At 39.4% G+C, this 14,944-nt stretch carries 20 protein-coding genes; 13 read left to right on the top strand and 7 right to left on the bottom strand.

The genetic code is table 11. The features are described 5' to 3' along the window. The first annotated feature begins 1 nt into the window (after position 1). Positions 2-928, top strand: a complete 927-nt coding sequence (locus tag MGG13_RS10295; RefSeq protein ID WP_239034804.1) for a magnesium transporter CorA family protein — start codon at positions 2-4, stop codon at positions 926-928. Here MGG13_RS10295 and MGG13_RS10290 read toward each other — a convergent pair. Further along, positions 907-1,428, bottom strand: coding sequence for an NUDIX hydrolase (locus MGG13_RS10290; protein WP_133431893.1), 522 nt, complete (start codon positions 1,426-1,428; stop codon positions 907-909). The two genes, MGG13_RS10295 and MGG13_RS10290, sit on opposite strands and share 22 nt — an antisense overlap. Before the next feature lie 80 nt (positions 1,429-1,508). On the opposite strand from MGG13_RS10290, the gene MGG13_RS10285 reads away from it, so the two are divergent. The 4 genes from MGG13_RS10285 to MGG13_RS10270 all read left to right on the top strand — a co-directional run bounded on the left by MGG13_RS10285 (position 1,509) and on the right by MGG13_RS10270 (position 5,032). Then, positions 1,509-2,201: a hypothetical protein gene (locus tag MGG13_RS10285; RefSeq protein ID WP_239034803.1), complete on the top strand. Its 693-nt coding sequence runs from the start codon at positions 1,509-1,511 to the stop codon at positions 2,199-2,201. A 9-nt stretch (positions 2,202-2,210) separates the two neighbouring features. Continuing rightward, positions 2,211-3,002, top strand: a complete 792-nt coding sequence (locus tag MGG13_RS10280) for an alpha/beta fold hydrolase (RefSeq protein WP_239034802.1) — start codon at positions 2,211-2,213, stop codon at positions 3,000-3,002. Between the two features lie 91 nt (positions 3,003-3,093). Beyond that, positions 3,094-3,870: an alpha/beta fold hydrolase gene (locus tag MGG13_RS10275; RefSeq protein WP_239034801.1), complete on the top strand. Its 777-nt coding sequence runs from the start codon at positions 3,094-3,096 to the stop codon at positions 3,868-3,870. Positions 3,871-3,988: 118 nt separating this feature from the next. Further along, positions 3,989-5,032 (top strand): hypothetical protein, encoded by a 1,044-nt coding sequence (locus tag MGG13_RS10270; protein ID WP_239034800.1) that lies wholly within the window; start codon positions 3,989-3,991, stop codon positions 5,030-5,032. Positions 5,033-5,051: 19 nt separating this feature from the next. On the opposite strand, the gene MGG13_RS10265 is transcribed toward MGG13_RS10270, so the two are convergent. Further along, entirely contained in the window at positions 5,052-5,561 is a 510-nt protein-coding gene (locus tag MGG13_RS10265; RefSeq protein ID WP_275416081.1) for a helix-turn-helix domain-containing protein, read from the bottom strand. 175 nt (positions 5,562-5,736) lie between these two features. Here MGG13_RS10265 and MGG13_RS10260 point away from each other — a divergent pair, with 175 nt between their 5' ends. Continuing rightward, positions 5,737-6,213 carry a glutathione peroxidase gene (locus MGG13_RS10260; RefSeq protein ID WP_165983105.1) on the top strand — a complete coding sequence of 159 codons (477 nt, stop codon included), beginning with the start codon at positions 5,737-5,739 and terminating at the stop codon, positions 6,211-6,213. Positions 6,214-6,251: 38 nt separating this feature from the next. Further along, the gene (locus tag MGG13_RS10255) at positions 6,252-6,503 is read left to right on the top strand and encodes a hypothetical protein (protein ID WP_239034798.1); all 252 of its coding nucleotides are present in this window, start codon (positions 6,252-6,254) and stop codon (positions 6,501-6,503) included. A gap of 31 nt (positions 6,504-6,534) precedes the next feature. Here MGG13_RS10255 and MGG13_RS10250 read toward each other — a convergent pair whose 3' ends face one another. After that, entirely contained in the window at positions 6,535-6,816 is a 282-nt protein-coding gene (locus MGG13_RS10250) for a hypothetical protein (protein ID WP_133431901.1), read from the bottom strand. A 146-nt stretch (positions 6,817-6,962) separates the two neighbouring features. Between MGG13_RS10250 and MGG13_RS10245 the strand changes: the two genes are divergently transcribed. From MGG13_RS10245 to MGG13_RS10235, 3 genes are all read left to right on the top strand, one after another. After that, a complete protein-coding gene (locus MGG13_RS10245; RefSeq protein ID WP_133431902.1) occupies positions 6,963-7,967 on the top strand; it encodes an aldose epimerase family protein in 1,005 nt (334 codons plus the stop codon). A 65-nt stretch (positions 7,968-8,032) separates the two neighbouring features. Beyond that, positions 8,033-9,040: a hypothetical protein gene (locus tag MGG13_RS10240; protein ID WP_239034797.1), complete on the top strand. Its 1,008-nt coding sequence runs from the start codon at positions 8,033-8,035 to the stop codon at positions 9,038-9,040. Between the two features lie 14 nt (positions 9,041-9,054). Beyond that, a complete protein-coding gene (locus MGG13_RS10235; protein ID WP_239034796.1) occupies positions 9,055-9,900 on the top strand; it encodes a TcaA NTF2-like domain-containing protein in 846 nt (281 codons plus the stop codon). A gap of 30 nt (positions 9,901-9,930) precedes the next feature. Here MGG13_RS10235 and MGG13_RS10230 read toward each other — a convergent pair whose 3' ends face one another. Genes MGG13_RS10230 through MGG13_RS10220 form a run of 3 tightly spaced genes read right to left on the bottom strand, consistent with a single transcriptional unit; the run spans position 9,931 to position 10,495 of the window. Continuing rightward, positions 9,931-10,122 carry a hypothetical protein gene (locus MGG13_RS10230; protein ID WP_133431905.1) on the bottom strand — a complete coding sequence of 64 codons (192 nt, stop codon included), beginning with the start codon at positions 10,120-10,122 and terminating at the stop codon, positions 9,931-9,933. Continuing rightward, the gene (locus tag MGG13_RS10225) at positions 10,122-10,316 is read right to left on the bottom strand and encodes a hypothetical protein (RefSeq protein ID WP_133431906.1); all 195 of its coding nucleotides are present in this window, start codon (positions 10,314-10,316) and stop codon (positions 10,122-10,124) included. Before MGG13_RS10225 ends, MGG13_RS10230 begins: the two co-directional genes overlap by 1 nt. After that, entirely contained in the window at positions 10,316-10,495 is a 180-nt protein-coding gene (locus MGG13_RS10220; RefSeq protein ID WP_133431907.1) for a hypothetical protein, read from the bottom strand. Before MGG13_RS10220 ends, MGG13_RS10225 begins: the two co-directional genes overlap by 1 nt. A 189-nt stretch (positions 10,496-10,684) precedes the next feature. Between MGG13_RS10220 and MGG13_RS10215 the strand changes: the two genes are divergently transcribed. Then, on the top strand, positions 10,685-11,698 hold the full coding sequence (locus MGG13_RS10215) for a LysM peptidoglycan-binding domain-containing protein (RefSeq protein ID WP_239034795.1): 1,014 nt from the start codon (positions 10,685-10,687) through the stop codon (positions 11,696-11,698). A gap of 36 nt (positions 11,699-11,734) precedes the next feature. Here MGG13_RS10215 and MGG13_RS10210 read toward each other — a convergent pair whose 3' ends face one another. Next, the gene (locus MGG13_RS10210) at positions 11,735-12,352 is read right to left on the bottom strand and encodes a thermonuclease family protein (RefSeq protein WP_165983104.1); all 618 of its coding nucleotides are present in this window, start codon (positions 12,350-12,352) and stop codon (positions 11,735-11,737) included. A gap of 66 nt (positions 12,353-12,418) precedes the next feature. On the opposite strand from MGG13_RS10210, the gene MGG13_RS10205 reads away from it, so the two are divergent. Both MGG13_RS10205 and MGG13_RS10200 read left to right on the top strand, forming a co-directional pair. Continuing rightward, on the top strand, positions 12,419-13,360 hold the full coding sequence (locus MGG13_RS10205) for a YeiH family protein (protein WP_239034794.1): 942 nt from the start codon (positions 12,419-12,421) through the stop codon (positions 13,358-13,360). A gap of 98 nt (positions 13,361-13,458) precedes the next feature. Then, positions 13,459-14,832 (top strand): hypothetical protein, encoded by a 1,374-nt coding sequence (locus MGG13_RS10200; protein ID WP_239034793.1) that lies wholly within the window; start codon positions 13,459-13,461, stop codon positions 14,830-14,832. Positions 14,833-14,944: the final 112 nt, after the last annotated feature.

Here is a 14,944-nt window from a genome sequence, read left to right as displayed (position 1 = left end):
CATGACGAATTACTATCATTATCACAACGGCAGCTGGACCAAACAGACACTTCATTTAGATACTATCAGGCCAGAAGAGATGACCTGGACAGAACGGATTGATGAAATGTCGGGCCTGACTGGAAATATACTGAAGATTGAAACTAGAGAAGACCATGAGTCATTATGGGGCTCACATATTTACAGACAGAGTCTGGAGGACGAATCTGATCACGCAGACTTTCAGTTTTATCTCGACAGGGATGACTTAGTCTTGATCAATATCGATGTACCGAAGATGTTCTCCTATACAGAAGCAGAACTCTTGAATGACAAGAGTAAGCGTTCAGCCGTCGAGACATTCTATATCATCATCAAAAATACGACACATGAATATATGTCGCAGATCGATATATTTGAGCAGAAATTGCATTCAATTTTATGGGAAGTTAAAGAGCGTAACAACATCAAGATTCTTAATCAGGTAGCTGAAGCGGACCATCAGCTGCTGCTCTGTAAAACACAGATTGTGACGGTGACTGAACTCTTTATGATGACTGAAGAAGTTTTTGGCAAGGAAATTACTGAAAGCAGATATCATCATCAGATGAAGATGCGTGTTGAACGTGCACGTTTCTTGATCAATGCTTATGAAGAAGAGATTGATGCATTACTTGACTTCGAGAACCTTGTCTCATCATACCGAGGCAACGAGATTACGAAAACATTAACGATTTTCACTGCTTTGTTTGCGCCAGCGACACTGCTCGGGGCTATATGGGGAATGAACTTTAAACATATGCCTGAACTGGACTGGAAACTTGGCTACTTAATTGCACTTCTATTGATGGTAATGGTGACTTATACCATCTATATCTATTTGAAAGGTAAAGGCTGGATGGGCGATCTGCTTGATAACAAGTCGCATCATAAAAATAAGTTTTTCTGATAGAGATGGAACTGATAAAGTGAAGCAATATGGAGTGCGTTCTGAAACTGACCATTGATAATAGCTGTTTCAGCTTCAGAGAGAGGCATGAGTTCAGTAGAGATAACTTCGAATGAATCCATTTGAGTCTGGCCTGTATCAATCGTTTCCTGGATCAGCACCGTATGACAGCGATTCGTCTGTACAGCAGGATTAGGCAGCATCTCGCTTAGCAGTTGACCGTGTCCTTTATAACCGGTCTCCTCCAGTAGTTCACGCTCTGCTGCGGCAATGATTTCTTCTCCATGTTCGATGATTCCGGCAGGTAGCTCCAGTATCTCTTTATCGCAGCCAATTCTATACTGTTTTTCGACAATAAGCTGTCCTTTATGGAAAGCGATAATATTGACCCAGTCAGGCTGTACAATCTGATAAAAGATTCCTTTTTCACCATTAACCATCATTTCCAGTGTCTTAATTTTAAAGATATGATAGTCATGCTGTGCAATTAGTTTTTTCACGAATGATTCCTCCTGTCTATTCGTTACTATCTTAACAAAAAGGGTATAACATAAAAAAACATTTGGTAGAGGAGCTGTGAATGACAGTGGAGAGACAAGATGGAGGTATTTTTGAAACGATTCACTTGGACCAATCTGTAACTTATGCCTCAAGTGTTGAAGCGAATGAGATAGACGTGCAAAGTGGCTCTGTTGTTATTGAAGGACGACTGAATGCGCCTTATTTAAGCAATGCAGGCGGGCTGGAAGTCACATCAACTCTTGAAACAAATGAGCTGGCGAATAAAAAAGAGGCGCATCTGAAAGTCGCAGATAATGTTGTGGTGCAAACCGTTAATAATGCAGGTACTCTGGAACTCGGCCATCACTTTAAGGCAGAAACAATTGAATCGACTGGGAAACTAGTCGCTGCTGGAACGATTGAAGCCACATCGGTACGTTTATCGGGATTCATTCAATTGCATGATATTCGTGCGGAACGCTTGGATATCACCGTCACTCACAATAGTTCAGCTGATTATCTGGCAGCATCAGATATTAGAATCAAGGCTCAACGAGAAGCTCTTATTTTTAAGGACGATGATCATTCATTAAAAGTAAACGAAATAGACGGCGGAGAGGTCTATTTAGAGAATGTCATCGCTGAACTTGTCAGAGGCGACCGGGTCACTATCGGTCCGAACTGTACCATTAAAGTTGTAGAATATACAGAGGATTACAAACTGGATGAACAGTCTGATGTCCTTGAACTAGGGAAAATAACAAGAGACTAGGAGAACAACATGAATATTATTGTAACGGAAAATGATGTAGCGATTCATTATGAAGTGAGCGGAAGAGGATATCCGCTTATTTTACTGCATGGACAATTTATGAACGTGACTATGTTCAATGACTTTGAGACAGCTTTAAAAGAGCACTATCAGCTGATCAAAATCGATTTAAGAGGGCATGGTTATTCAGATAAACCTTTCAAGATTCGTATAGAAGATTATATGGAAGATGTGCTGACGGTGATGGACGAACTTCTCATCAAGCAGGCTCATTTCCTGGGTTATGGTCTAGGCGGGATGGTCGCAGAAGCTCTCGCAAGCAGTTATCCGGGGATTGTCCAGCGCCTGATTCTGGTGACAGTCGGCAATGAACCGTTTAACGTCTCAGAAGATAAATTTCAAGCGCAGTACTCTAATATCCTGCGGACGATGAAGCCTGAAAAACGTGAAAAGTTTCTTGAAGAGTATATGTATCATGATGCTAAAAAAGTGAACAGATGGAAGAAGTCACTGCGCGATACAGATACTAACTTAACTAAACGAGAACGTCTTGCAGTCAATCATTCTACAGAAGGTGTTGATTTGTTAAGTCAGGCTCACCTCATCACAGCACCGACGCTTATCATCAGCGGTGCGCATGATGAACTGATTAAACCTGATAATGGTCATACATTAAGTAAAGAAATACCAAACAGTTTTCATTTTGTCTATGAAAACAGCGGGCACGCACCGATGATAGAAGAAAAAGAAAAGTTTCTAGAGGATATCCAGACATTTCTTTCTACAGAAACACAAGTATAAGGAAACACAGGGGTGTGTTTCCTTTTTATTTACCTATAGTTATTTACAACTGTGAAAATCGGGTAATAGACTAGAAAGGAGGAGCTTGATTATGAGTGAATTTAAATCGATGGACGGCACAATGATTAACTATGAATCAACAGGCTCCGGTGACCCCCTTATTATGATACATGGGTTGAATGGTAACCTGAAGATGTTTGAAAGAACAAAAGAATCTCTTGCAGAAAATTATCGCGTGATTACATATGATGTCAGAGGCCATGGCCATTCTGATCGACCAGCAGACTATACACTGGATGATCATATTGATGATTGTTTAGAACTTTTCACACATTTAGGTATCAAAAAGGCACATATTCTCGGATATTCTATGGGAGCCTATATTGCACTTGGCTTAGTCACTCGCTACCCTCGAAAAGTTGATAAATTGATTTTAGTAGGTGCAAAAGCTAATGCGGCAGTCAGCTCGTTTGCACGTATCATGATGGAGCATCGAAACGAGATTAAAAATAAATCTAAAAAAGAAGCACTTGAAATTCTGAATAACTATATTTTTTATGATAAAGATAAAGTAAAAGCTTGGCAGAGTGACGTGAATCAATACAGTACATTAGACGCAAACGAAGAAGCGGTCGCATCCAGAAGCATCAGCGGTTTTGATTATCGTGATGAACTATCCAAAGTGCCGAATACGACTCTTTTGATCACAGGTGAATATGACCAGCTGAATCCGCCTGAAGAAAGTGAACTGATTGCTCAGAAGATACCGAACAGTCAGCTTGTGAGATTTAAGTATTCCGGACATGCACCTCTTGCGGAGGAACCTGAACGTTTTGTAGCAGAAGTACAATCATTTTTAAGACAGTGAGAATAGAGAGAAGAAGATAACTTCGACAACAGTCGAAGTTATTTTGTAGAGATAAGCTATACAGATGTAAGAGGCGTCCGCTATAATATATAAGTGAAAAAGATTATTGAGGTGTAAGATGTCGAACAAGTTTAGTTTAGAACAGATGACAGAAGAGGAAATCAAGCACTTCGAGCAGCCGCTTGCTTTTTATCTTCAGCATGAGAAGATGGAAACATTAAAAAATATCTGTAAATATTATCAGATGAAAGGCTATTCAAATAAAAAGAAGAGTGAGCAAATTGACTTAATTGTTTCTCATGTCTTTAAGGACTTTACAGCGGCTGACCGCATGTTCGAGAACATGTCTGTAGAGAACTATAACGTGTTAAACCATTTACTGATTGCAGACGTATTCTCTGCAGAAGAAAACAGAGAAGTACCTGCTCAGAATTTCTTATTTGTTAAGGACGGCTATGTATTTATCCCGGTGGATATAAAAGAATATTTAAGACGCTATGTGGTTGAAAAAAGTCAGTCACAGGAACTGAGCGATGGCGTTAAGCTGCTTGTCAGTGCTGTTAACTTGTATGGTTACTTCTCACTCGCTCATTATAGAGTACTTGCTGAACGCTTTATGTCCAGTCAGCAGACAGAAGAGCAGCTGGCTGAAGAACTGCATGGAGTTGCTACTATAAAAGATGGTTTTGTATTAAATCCGCTTATTGAAGCTGCTCATTTTAGCGGTGTCGGCATAGAATCTAAACGTCAGTATTACATTCCGGATAGTTGGAAAGATTTCCAGAATTACTTTGCGTTTGAGTATCATGAAGAGAGTTCTGGAATCGAAGTATTACTGCAATTCCTTAAGCCTTATATTATTGATGTCAATCAGCAGAAGGATGTTCGTGATACAATTATTGTGATGATGAAAATGATTAATAATCCTGCGAATTTAACATCTATTCTGCAGGATATGATCGACCAGAGCGTGCTCAGAGCATTCGATGTGAATCAAGCTTCTGTACTGATGCTGAATGCTTACCAGACCATTCGCAACTGGCATCTTGGCGGGTATAAAATGACCGAGATGAAACAGCCTGAAAAACGTGTAATTAATAAACGTGTAGAAAAGAAGAGTAAAAAACGAAAAAAGAAAAATATCAGCCGCCTGAAAAAATAAGCTGCCATTGGCAGCTTATTTACGTCTCGTTCACTACAAGGAATGTAACACTTTCCTGAGTGTGATTGTACCAGTAGTGTGGCTCAGTCGCTTGATACATATATGATTGATGAGGTGTCAGATTATAGTTTTCATCTCCGACCACAAGGGTAAGAGTACCTTCCAGACAGTAAACAAACTCTGTTCCCTTATGAGAAATACGGCTTGAAATCTGCGAATTAGGCTGGATAGTAATTTTGAGGGGTTTGAAAATGCTGTTTACATGATTACTGAGATCCCGGTAGTCAAAATCATTCTTATTCACAACAGTAGGTTCTGTCAGTTCATTGTAATCAAAGAAAGCACTTGGGTGGACACCTAACACATCAGCTATATTGCGTAACGATCCCATAGTCGCATTGCACTTATCTCTCTCTAGTTGTGATAAGAATGGAATAGAGAGCTCTGTTTTCTGTGCAATTTGTTTTAAAGTCATTTTCTTTAATAGGCGTATTTCACGTATCTTTTGTCCGATAGTCAATCCTGACACCTCTCACAATTCTGATTATTGAAATTATAGCATTTATCAGACAAATTAAATATACGTTTTGAATATATTTTTGATGTTTTTGGTCATATTAAAAATTGACTTTAATCTTAAGCAATATAATGGGAAGTGCTTCTTATTATTGCTATAATAGCTGTAATAATCTAAAGGAGCGATCATCATGACAGTTTATGATTACAAGGTGAAACTGAGTAACGGTGAAACATATCAACTGGAACGTTATAAAGGTCAAGTCATTCTTATCGTTAATACAGCAAGTAAATGTGGCTTCACGAAACAATTTGATGGTTTAGAAAAGCTATATCAATTATATAAAGAACAAGGTTTTGTCGTTTTAGGTTTTCCGTGCAATCAGTTCGGGAAGCAAGAACCAGGTTCTGCTGAAGAAGCGGCGAGTGCATGTCGTTTAAATTATGGTGTTACATTCCCGATGCATGAGAAGGTTGATGTCAATGGGGAAAATGCAGACCCGTTGTTCACTTATCTCAAAAAAGAGACAGGGGGTCTGTTAGGCAGTGCGGTCAAATGGAACTTCACTAAGTTTCTTATCGACCGTGAAGGAAATGTAGTTGAACGCTTCGGCCCACAAAAAGAACCTGAAAAAATGACAAAAGATATTGAGAAATATCTCTAGAAATGACATCATTCCAATCAGGGATGAAGGAGTAATAAATGGAAAATAAGAAAATGGATATTAAATGGGGTACATTGTACCGCCTATTGAACTTTTTAGTGATTATTTTGGTTATTCTGCAGTTTGCGATAGCAAGAGATGTTTCGCTCTTTATTATATTAACGCTTGCTGCTCTTCTCATCACAGGACTACTTGATAGTCTTGATCATCAACGTTTCCGAGAGAATAAGGGACGCCATATATTTGATGCGGTTATCTTAGCGCTCTATACATTGCTGACTTATATCTAAAAAGAACTTTACCTGACCGGTAAAGTTCTTTTTATTGTTCATCTAATTGACGATCGATATTCATGACATAGTCAGACTTCATATGATAAGAATCCATCTGCTCAGTTTCGTTAAAAACAGTAATAAAATGCAGTACTTTAAGCAGCGTGTGTTCATTATTCATACTATCTAATATTTTATTAAAACCAGCTGAGCGGCAACGGATTCTCATAAATGAAGGTGCATCTCGATACTCTTTATTTTTGAATATAGTACATGTCCATCTCTGGCCGAAGCGATCAAAAATTTCATATTTACGCTCAATGGAATCCATGGGTCAGCCCCCTTTGTACACTGTAATAATAAAAAACTTTCGAGTGAAATATTTTTCAGTCAGGTCGTAAAATAATAAGTCATAGGTGAAGTGTGTAATGATTGACTAAAGGGTAAGATATAGTTAATAAAGAGTGGGGTGATAGAATGGAAATTAAAAAGGAAGTATTTGGTTGTTTAAATAGTCAGATAGTCCATCGTTACATCGTTATGACAGATGATATGCGTTTTTCTTTTATTGACTACGGCGCAGCACTGCAGAAGATTGAAATGCCTGACCGTCAGGGTCAGCATGATAATATCATTATCGGCTTCGATACCCTGAAAGATTATATTAACAATAGCACGTATGCAGGCCTATGTATAGGACGAGTTGGTGGAAGAATAGCAAATGCGTCATTTAAGCTAGGCGATCAATCTTATGATCTTGAAAAAAATATGGGCAATCATCATATGCATGGCGGTAAGAATGGTTTAAGCCATCGTATATTTGAGACAGAGATAATCGAAAATGCTAATCAGCAAGAGATTGCGCTGAAGATGATTGCAGAACTGAGAGCAGAAGAAGATGGTTATCCCGGTAATATGAAAGTCCAGATTACCCATACCATTAAAAGTGACAACACATGGACTATTCATTACTTTGCAGTGACGGATCAGGAAACACTCTTCAATCCAACTAATCATACTTATTTTAATCTTAATGGCGGACAGACAGATGTAACTGACCATTTGCTATGCATAGAAAGCGCCAGTTTTCTACAGACAGATGATGAACTGATTCCAACTGGAAAATTAGCAACGGTTGAAGGAGCCATGGACTATAGACAGTCAAGACCAGTCCAGTTAGGGCTGGATACTGCTTACAGGTTAACAGGGGACCCCTGTAAAAAACGTATCGAACTTTTGCATGAAGCATCCGGACGACAGGTTAAGGTTCAAACAGATGCACCCTATGTAGTGGTCTATTCAGCAGAAGGCATGGATTTTACAGATAGTTCTGGACGTCACTTTGACAGCGGGGCAGGTATTGCGCTTGAAACACAATCCATGCCAGATGCTATTCATCATCCTGAACTAGATGACATTCGCCTGAAAGAAACAGAAACCTTTCAGACAGCGACTTCCTACCACTTCAGTGTACTTTCTTAATATTCACCTTTGTGTTCTTCGAGTACTCATTCTATAATTAAAGAAAAAGATTTAGGATGATGAATGTGGATTATAGAGAAGCACTGCATAATTTGAATGATATAGATTTGAAATATATTTATGAGCAGCTCTTTCAGGAAGAGGCAGCAGAACTCCATCAGATTGAGCTTATAGAGTCTATCCGAAAAGAGGTCTTCAGTCTAACCTACCTGAACCGAATCCTGCAATTAATGCCATCAGATGAATACTCACTTTTAATGCACTCTATAGAAGAAGAACACGAATTTGTACCTGTTCCAAGTGAACGAGTGTTCTTTGCACTGCAATCACTTCTGATGTTTGAGACGAAACAAGGAATGATTCTACCATTTGATCTTCGGCGTATGATTAAACAGCTGGATAAGCAGGATATTGAGGTGAAACGTCAGCAGCTCGAACAAGATCTGGAGTTTATAACAGGTGTGCTATTTTTGTATGGTTACGTGCACAGACAACATGTTGAGCAACTATATAAGCGATATTTCAATCAGGAACTGTCAGAAGAACGTCTAAATTATCTACTGCAGCTGTTAGGTATTCAGCCGGTAGAAGATATGATTATCTTACCGGTAATCAGAGACGGATTTGTGGCTCAAGAACTGCCCGCATATGATGCAGAACACTACTATGTGCCGGAAAATTTTGCAGAGCTTAAACTGTATGCGGGAAGTCATCATCATCAACATGAAGAAGCACTTAATCATCTTATCGACTTCATTCAGATACATGCATCTGAAGAAGAGGAAGAAATAAGAGAACTGATTGATACTGCTCGTTTTCTGATTATCGCGAGTAATAATGCGAACCTGACTATGGAAGAGCTGATTAATCTGTTTGCCAAGGATTTACCTGAACCTCAGTTTGAAAAGTTTGAACAATTATTTATCACTGCTTTAAATGAGACGAGACTCTGGATTTATGGCGGCAAAAAATTATCAGAAGTCAGTCAGGAAATTGAAGCACAGAAACAAGCTGAAGAAGAAGAGAAGGAAAAAAAGGTAATTAATCTGGATGTCTTTCGAAAAGACATATAAAAAGGTGAGCTGAGATGAAAAAATGGTTAAGTGTAAGTTTAATAGCATTACTTCTCGCAGGATGTGCAGCGAATGATGAGTCGAAGAGAGCGACAGAAAAAACACCTGACACTGTAACATCAGAACAAGCCAGTACTGAAAAAGAAACAACAGAACAACCTGAAACAAAGTCGTCTACAGAGAAGCCGCAAACAGATGCACCAAGTACAGAAACAGCAAATAAAGAAAATGATTCAGTTGAAGGAAACGTATCTGCCACACAGGAACTTGCACAAAGAGTTAATTATTCAGCGCTTGCTAAACAGCAAGTCACAGGTTATATGAAGCAGATGCCGGTCGCATTTAACAGTCGTGATCTAGCACTGTTGAATATTTACGTTAAAGAGGATTCTGAAGCAGCACGTTATTTAAGAAATAAAATTCCGGCAGGTCACTTTGACAATTATAAAATCAATCGTTTTACAATAGATCAAGTGAAGAATGACCGGTTAAAACAGCATGTCATCACGACACGTGTTATGGCTTCAAACGCAACAGGGGGAGAATGGAAAAAAGTCGTGACGGTTTATGATTTAGTCTATAATCCGATCACAAGAACAATGCAGATTTATGATTTCAATGATCAAGGTATCTATGCAGTGGATAATTTGCAGAATAAAGCATTGAATGCTGTCAGCAGTCAGTACAGAACCGCTGCAGAAAAAGAAGCAGGAAGTGCGGTGCGTTTTGAAAAAGCAAATCCTGCAGTTGAGCAGGATGCCAGTGGTGCTTATTACCGCTTCAAAGCTGTCGACGCTCAGAACCGGCTCGTTCATTCATATAAATACTATCAAAATACAGGGCAGATTGTTGTAGAATAAAAGAGTGCGCTCAAATTCGAGCGCACTCTTTTATTCTCCCCGACCATCTGATGCTTGAGCGGGATTATTAAGCTGTTCTTTTTGATTATCTGTTAAAGTATCGTCTTTCTTATCTATTCCGTCGATACTGGAGTCGTAATTTTTAGCTGCAGGATCTGTTTGCTGCGTTACTTCTTTATCCACACCATCTAAACTATTATCGTACTGTTTATTGTTAGCCATTATAAAGTCCTCCTTTGAACTTGTGCTTTCACTGTTAAACCTATCAGTTCCTGTTGCTGCTGTATAATAAGCTTCTGCTGCCTGGTCAATCTAGCTAGAAAACCTACAATCACAAACAGAAGAAAAGCGATGACAATAAATGGCGACATCAGCAGAAAAAGACTTAAACCGCTAAGATGTAACCATTCAAACATTACTTATCATCTTCTTCTATCATCTTTTTGTCGGTCGGTGGGTTTGGATCGAGTTCCTGGACGCCTGCATCTGGTGCCACATTCAATGAATCATTGACTAAAGCAGCACTTTCCTCTGCACCTTGCTGGTTTAAATATTCTTTTTCAGTATCAAGAACATCATATTTTTCTTCTGCCATTTTTTCACTCCCTTTTAAAATTAAAAGTTATTAGCTTTTACCCTTCTTGATTTTCAGAAAACCTTCTTTTATTAAGTTTATTTGACAATATCTCAATAAAGTTAGTAAACATGAAAGAAAACTGTAACATCCAAAGTAATATGTCTATGTCATAATTAATCTATTAAAAGAAACCGGAGGAATTAATCGATGAGAAAGAAGGTCTATGCATTAACAGCTACTGCAGGAGCTTGTGCGCTCTATTCACATACAGCAGATGCAAGTGAATATACAGTAAAAGCAAATGATTCATTATGGGCAATCGCAACGCAGTATAATACTTCTGTATCAGAGTTAAAAAGTTTGAATAACTTAACGTCTAACTTGATATTCGTCAATCAGAAACTGCAGATACCAGGCGGCGCTACTTATTCTCGTCCTGTACCAAATACGCAGTCTGGCCAGGCTACTACTGCTGCAATCCATACTGTACAGGCAGGAGAAAGTTTATCGGTCATTGCAGCTAAATATGGGACTTCATATTCTCAGATCATGCGTCTGAATAACCTTAACTCATATTTAATTTTTCCGGGTCAGCGACTGAAAGTAAAAGCAGGTGTGACAGATCAAAGTACTACAGCGCCTGCCACATCAACACCTTCTGCACCTCCCGGAAAATACACAGTTAAATCAGGTGACAGCTTGTGGCTGATTGCAAACAAATTTAATATAACTATTTCAGATATTCAGCGCTGGAACAATTTGAACTCATATCTCATCTTTCCAAATCAGCAGCTTGTAATTTCAGGAGATACGCGTTCTACTACGACAAAAACTGAACCGCAGTCACCAAGTACAGTCCAGCATGCACCGAGCACAGGGCCTGTTTTCAATCACAGTAATCTGTATGATTATGGTCAATGTACTTGGCATGTTTTCAATCGTCGTGCTGCTATCGGTAAAGGCATTTCTACCTACTGGTGGAATGCAAATAACTGGGCAAATGGTGCACGTAAAGATGGTTATGTGGTTAATAATACTCCAACTGTGGGTTCTATCGCACAATCTACAGAAGGTCCACTAGGACATGTGGCATTTGTTGAACGTGTTAATCCTGATGGTAGTATACTCGTGTCAGAAATGAATTATTATACACCGCCTACAGTAGTGGGTTACCGCACAATCAGCATGGCAGAACGTAGCCGCTACGTCTTTATTCAATAGTAAAAAGCATTGTTTCTCAATGAAACAATGCTTTTTTTATAGACCGATTTTTTTGAGAAGCGTATCCAGCAGCTCATCTATAAGCTCATAGAGAAACTGGCGTAATTCCTCTATTATGTCAGTTTCCTGTTGACGTTCTTCTTCTGTGGCATTAAAGCCTTCACCATCTTCATTGACGAATCCATCCATGGACCATATTTTAAGCTTTTTACTTTTAGCCTGCCGTTCAGCTTCCTGCAGTTCAGTTAAATGATCTTTCTGCTGATAAATATAACCGACACGTGCATAGCCTTCACGGACAAGTGATTCGTTGACCATCTTATCCCCGCAGTAAAGGTAGACAAGTTCACGTTTGTAACGGTCATATCTGCCCTTCGAATCATGTTCAATACTAAGGTCGCAGTGTGAGACGAGTGATTTTGTATAATCAGCCGCCTCTAGACTATATGGCTGGACAGGCGTATTTGGTTTCTTGGATTCAGGTGTGTCAATGAGTAGAAGACGCACGGTTTTCTTATGGCCGCGCTGTTTAATAGACAGCGTGTCGCCATCGATTACGCGGTCAAGTGTAACAGGAATATGTTCAGCTGCCTGTACTTGTACTGGTTGTACGCTAAATAGAGTAAGCAGACAAATGATAATAAAAGTTTTCAAGTCTTCCTCCTTAATTAGATATTTTAATATTATAGCATTATGTTAAAATAACAGCGAGGTGACGTTATGAAATGGCGTGGAATTTTGCTCTGCCTATGCATCGCAGTGATTGCAACTCTGGCAGGGCAGTGGATGCCGCTGATTGGTGCAGCGGTTTTTAGTATTATCTTAGGGATGTGTGTCAGACCTTTTGTGCAAATGGACAAAGTCAGTGTAGGGGTGAAGTTCTGCTCGAAGAACGTGCTTCAGGCCTCAATCATTTTGATGGGACTGACGCTTAATTTTAAAGTAGTGGCATCACTGGGGTGGTCTTCACTTCCGCTCAGTCTGTCTACTATAGCATCGGCACTTATCGCAGGATTAGTTTTAGGTAGAATGCTTCAGGTAAAAAGTAAGCTGAGAACGCTAATAGCAGTAGGTACAGCAATCTGTGGGGGTTCTGCAATTGCGGCAGTGAGCCCGGTCATCGAAGCGGAAGATGAAGAAATAGCCTATGCTATTTCAACCATTTTTCTTTTCAATGTAGTCGCTGTCTTTCTTTTTCCTGCCATTGGCCATATGCTGAATATGTCGCAAGAAACATTTGGCTACTTTGCCGGCTCTGCTATCAATGATACAAGCAGTGTAGTAGCCGCTGCCTATACTTACGGTGTAGAAGCAGGTATGACTGCGACGATAGTCAAATTACTGCGCGCATTGATGATTGTACCCCTTTGTCTTGGTATCGTCTGGATGAACCGCAGAAGCGTTTCTGTAGGGCGCATCTTCCCGTGGTTTATTCTTTATTTCATGATCGCGAGTATTATTGCCACAGTTGTACCGATACCTGCTGGATTAGCTGCAATCATAAAGCAGTCGTCAATGTTTTTAGTTGCTGTTGCGATGAGTGGCATTGGACTGTCAGTAGATTTGAAACAGTTTAGACAGTTGGGTTACCGGCCGGTTTTGTTAGGGGTGTTACTCTGGTTTATTGTCACAGCTGTCAGTCTTGTGATACTTTCTAAGTAGGTGAAAACGATGAGAAAAATAATATTATCAATATTGCTTGCATTTATAGCAATGTTCTTTCAGAAAAATAAGGCAGAATAACTAAGGGGGGATATGGAATGAATTATTTCTGGTTGAACTGCGGATATAACCGCTTTAACCATTTTGAGAATCTCATAGGACAAGTTTCAATCTTTGATTCATCTGTTCACTTCAACCCTTCAGAAGGCTATGCAGCATTCAAGCGTGCCCAGGTCGGTGATAAAGTCATCTTTTATCAGGTGCAGAATAAAATCGGTCTGCTGGGCGCAGGGACAGTCGTTAAGTTCGAGGAACCAAGAAGAGGTCAGATCAAGATTCATTTTAAATACGAGGAGAATTTGCTGCCGCTCACTAAAGATTACCTTGAACGTAATGAGCAGTTGAAAATTTCATTATTCAGAATGAAAGAACAACTTCTCAATCAGATCAACAAAGAAGACTATGAACTGATTATGGGACTAGGACGCGGAGAAGAAAAGATTGACCGCTACTTCCTGATGAGAGAGATGGAAAACTTCCAGACTGATGAGAAATATACCATCTTCACTAAGACGGTAAACGGAATTGAACGTAATGGCTACAAACACTATAAAGAAATGCAACGTGGCGATAAAGTCATCATCTATCGTACAGCGCCGGAGCGCGGAATTTATGGTACAGCAGTTGTCGAAGAAGCGATGCATAAGAAGCCTGTTATGATGGGGCGGACCGATACTACTGCTATCACCATTAAATACACAGGAGACATTGATTACCGGACGATTTATGATCTTGACCGTGAACCGATGCTGAGAGCACAATATTTTGTCGGTGAGAACTGGAATGAATCGGTGACAGAACTGACAAAGATTCAGTATGAGGCCATGCTTAATCCGACTGAACAGGAAGAAGCACCTGCCATCACTTCTTACGCAGAACAGCTGGCTAAAGCAGCGCCGAAGAAACAAGTTAGTATTAAAACATATGAAGCAGGCAATTCAAAGAAGCGTATGACAAATGAATCACATAAGCTAATCCATCTCTTTTTAAATACACATTACAGCCCGAAAGTTCTGGATGTTCTGAAGTTAAGTGAAGAGACACTGTATATGGTTGCCGATGAATGCTGGACTCAAGGGATGTTATATGGCCAGTATGTAAAAGAGGGTGAAGAAGTGATAATGAAAGAGGGAATCATTACGCGTGCCCTCAGTAAACAGCAATCCGTAATTATTGAAGATATCGAGTGTATGGATGTGCGTCATTTTAAACCGCTGATCCATGCAGCAGCCGGCAGAACAGTTCAACTAGGTTTAAATGAATCATCAATCGGTAAAGAAAATGCTACTTATTTAGTGACAGATGACTTTAAATTAATTGGTTTGACTTCATTAACTATTGATGAAGTGAAGGAATACTTTCCAAAGGAAATGCACCCCTACATAAAAGTTTACCAATCAACAAATAAATAGAGGATAAAACCAGAGAACTTGTTTAAGTTTTCTGGTTTTATTTTGAATAAGTTAATCAAACTTAAAAATGTGTTATTTCATGCAACAAATCGTGTATCAAATTATATTTGTT

The organism is Macrococcus brunensis (assembly GCF_022343725.1).
GTDB classification, from domain to species: domain Bacteria; phylum Bacillota; class Bacilli; order Staphylococcales; family Staphylococcaceae; genus Macrococcus; species Macrococcus brunensis.
Note: the sequence above shows the minus strand (reverse complement) of the source record. Positions and strands in the feature narration are given on the sequence as shown.

What these genes read in the sequence shown, in the direction of transcription:
- MGG13_RS10225 (WP_133431906.1), bottom strand. Translation starts at nt 10,316, where the DNA reads ATGTTTGAATGGTTACATCTTAGCGGTTTAAGTCTTTTTCTGCTGATG.
- MGG13_RS10245 (WP_133431902.1), top strand. Translation starts at nt 6,963, where the DNA reads ATGGAAATTAAAAAGGAAGTATTTGGTTGTTTAAATAGTCAGATAGTC.
- MGG13_RS10280 (WP_239034802.1), top strand. Translation starts at nt 2,211, where the DNA reads ATGAATATTATTGTAACGGAAAATGATGTAGCGATTCATTATGAAGTG.
- MGG13_RS10295 (WP_239034804.1), top strand. Translation starts at nt 2, where the DNA reads ATGACGAATTACTATCATTATCACAACGGCAGCTGGACCAAACAGACA.
- MGG13_RS10270 (WP_239034800.1), top strand. Translation starts at nt 3,989, where the DNA reads ATGTCGAACAAGTTTAGTTTAGAACAGATGACAGAAGAGGAAATCAAG.
- MGG13_RS10205 (WP_239034794.1), top strand. Translation starts at nt 12,419, where the DNA reads ATGAAATGGCGTGGAATTTTGCTCTGCCTATGCATCGCAGTGATTGCA.
- MGG13_RS10230 (WP_133431905.1), bottom strand. Translation starts at nt 10,122, where the DNA reads ATGGCTAACAATAAACAGTACGATAATAGTTTAGATGGTGTGGATAAA.
- MGG13_RS10255 (WP_239034798.1), top strand. Translation starts at nt 6,252, where the DNA reads ATGGAAAATAAGAAAATGGATATTAAATGGGGTACATTGTACCGCCTA.
- MGG13_RS10220 (WP_133431907.1), bottom strand. Translation starts at nt 10,495, where the DNA reads ATGGCAGAAGAAAAATATGATGTTCTTGATACTGAAAAAGAATATTTA.
- MGG13_RS10285 (WP_239034803.1), top strand. Translation starts at nt 1,509, where the DNA reads ATGACAGTGGAGAGACAAGATGGAGGTATTTTTGAAACGATTCACTTG.
- MGG13_RS10235 (WP_239034796.1), top strand. Translation starts at nt 9,055, where the DNA reads ATGAAAAAATGGTTAAGTGTAAGTTTAATAGCATTACTTCTCGCAGGA.
- MGG13_RS10250 (WP_133431901.1), bottom strand. Translation starts at nt 6,816, where the DNA reads ATGGATTCCATTGAGCGTAAATATGAAATTTTTGATCGCTTCGGCCAG.
- MGG13_RS10275 (WP_239034801.1), top strand. Translation starts at nt 3,094, where the DNA reads ATGAGTGAATTTAAATCGATGGACGGCACAATGATTAACTATGAATCA.
- MGG13_RS10215 (WP_239034795.1), top strand. Translation starts at nt 10,685, where the DNA reads ATGAGAAAGAAGGTCTATGCATTAACAGCTACTGCAGGAGCTTGTGCG.
- MGG13_RS10200 (WP_239034793.1), top strand. Translation starts at nt 13,459, where the DNA reads ATGAATTATTTCTGGTTGAACTGCGGATATAACCGCTTTAACCATTTT.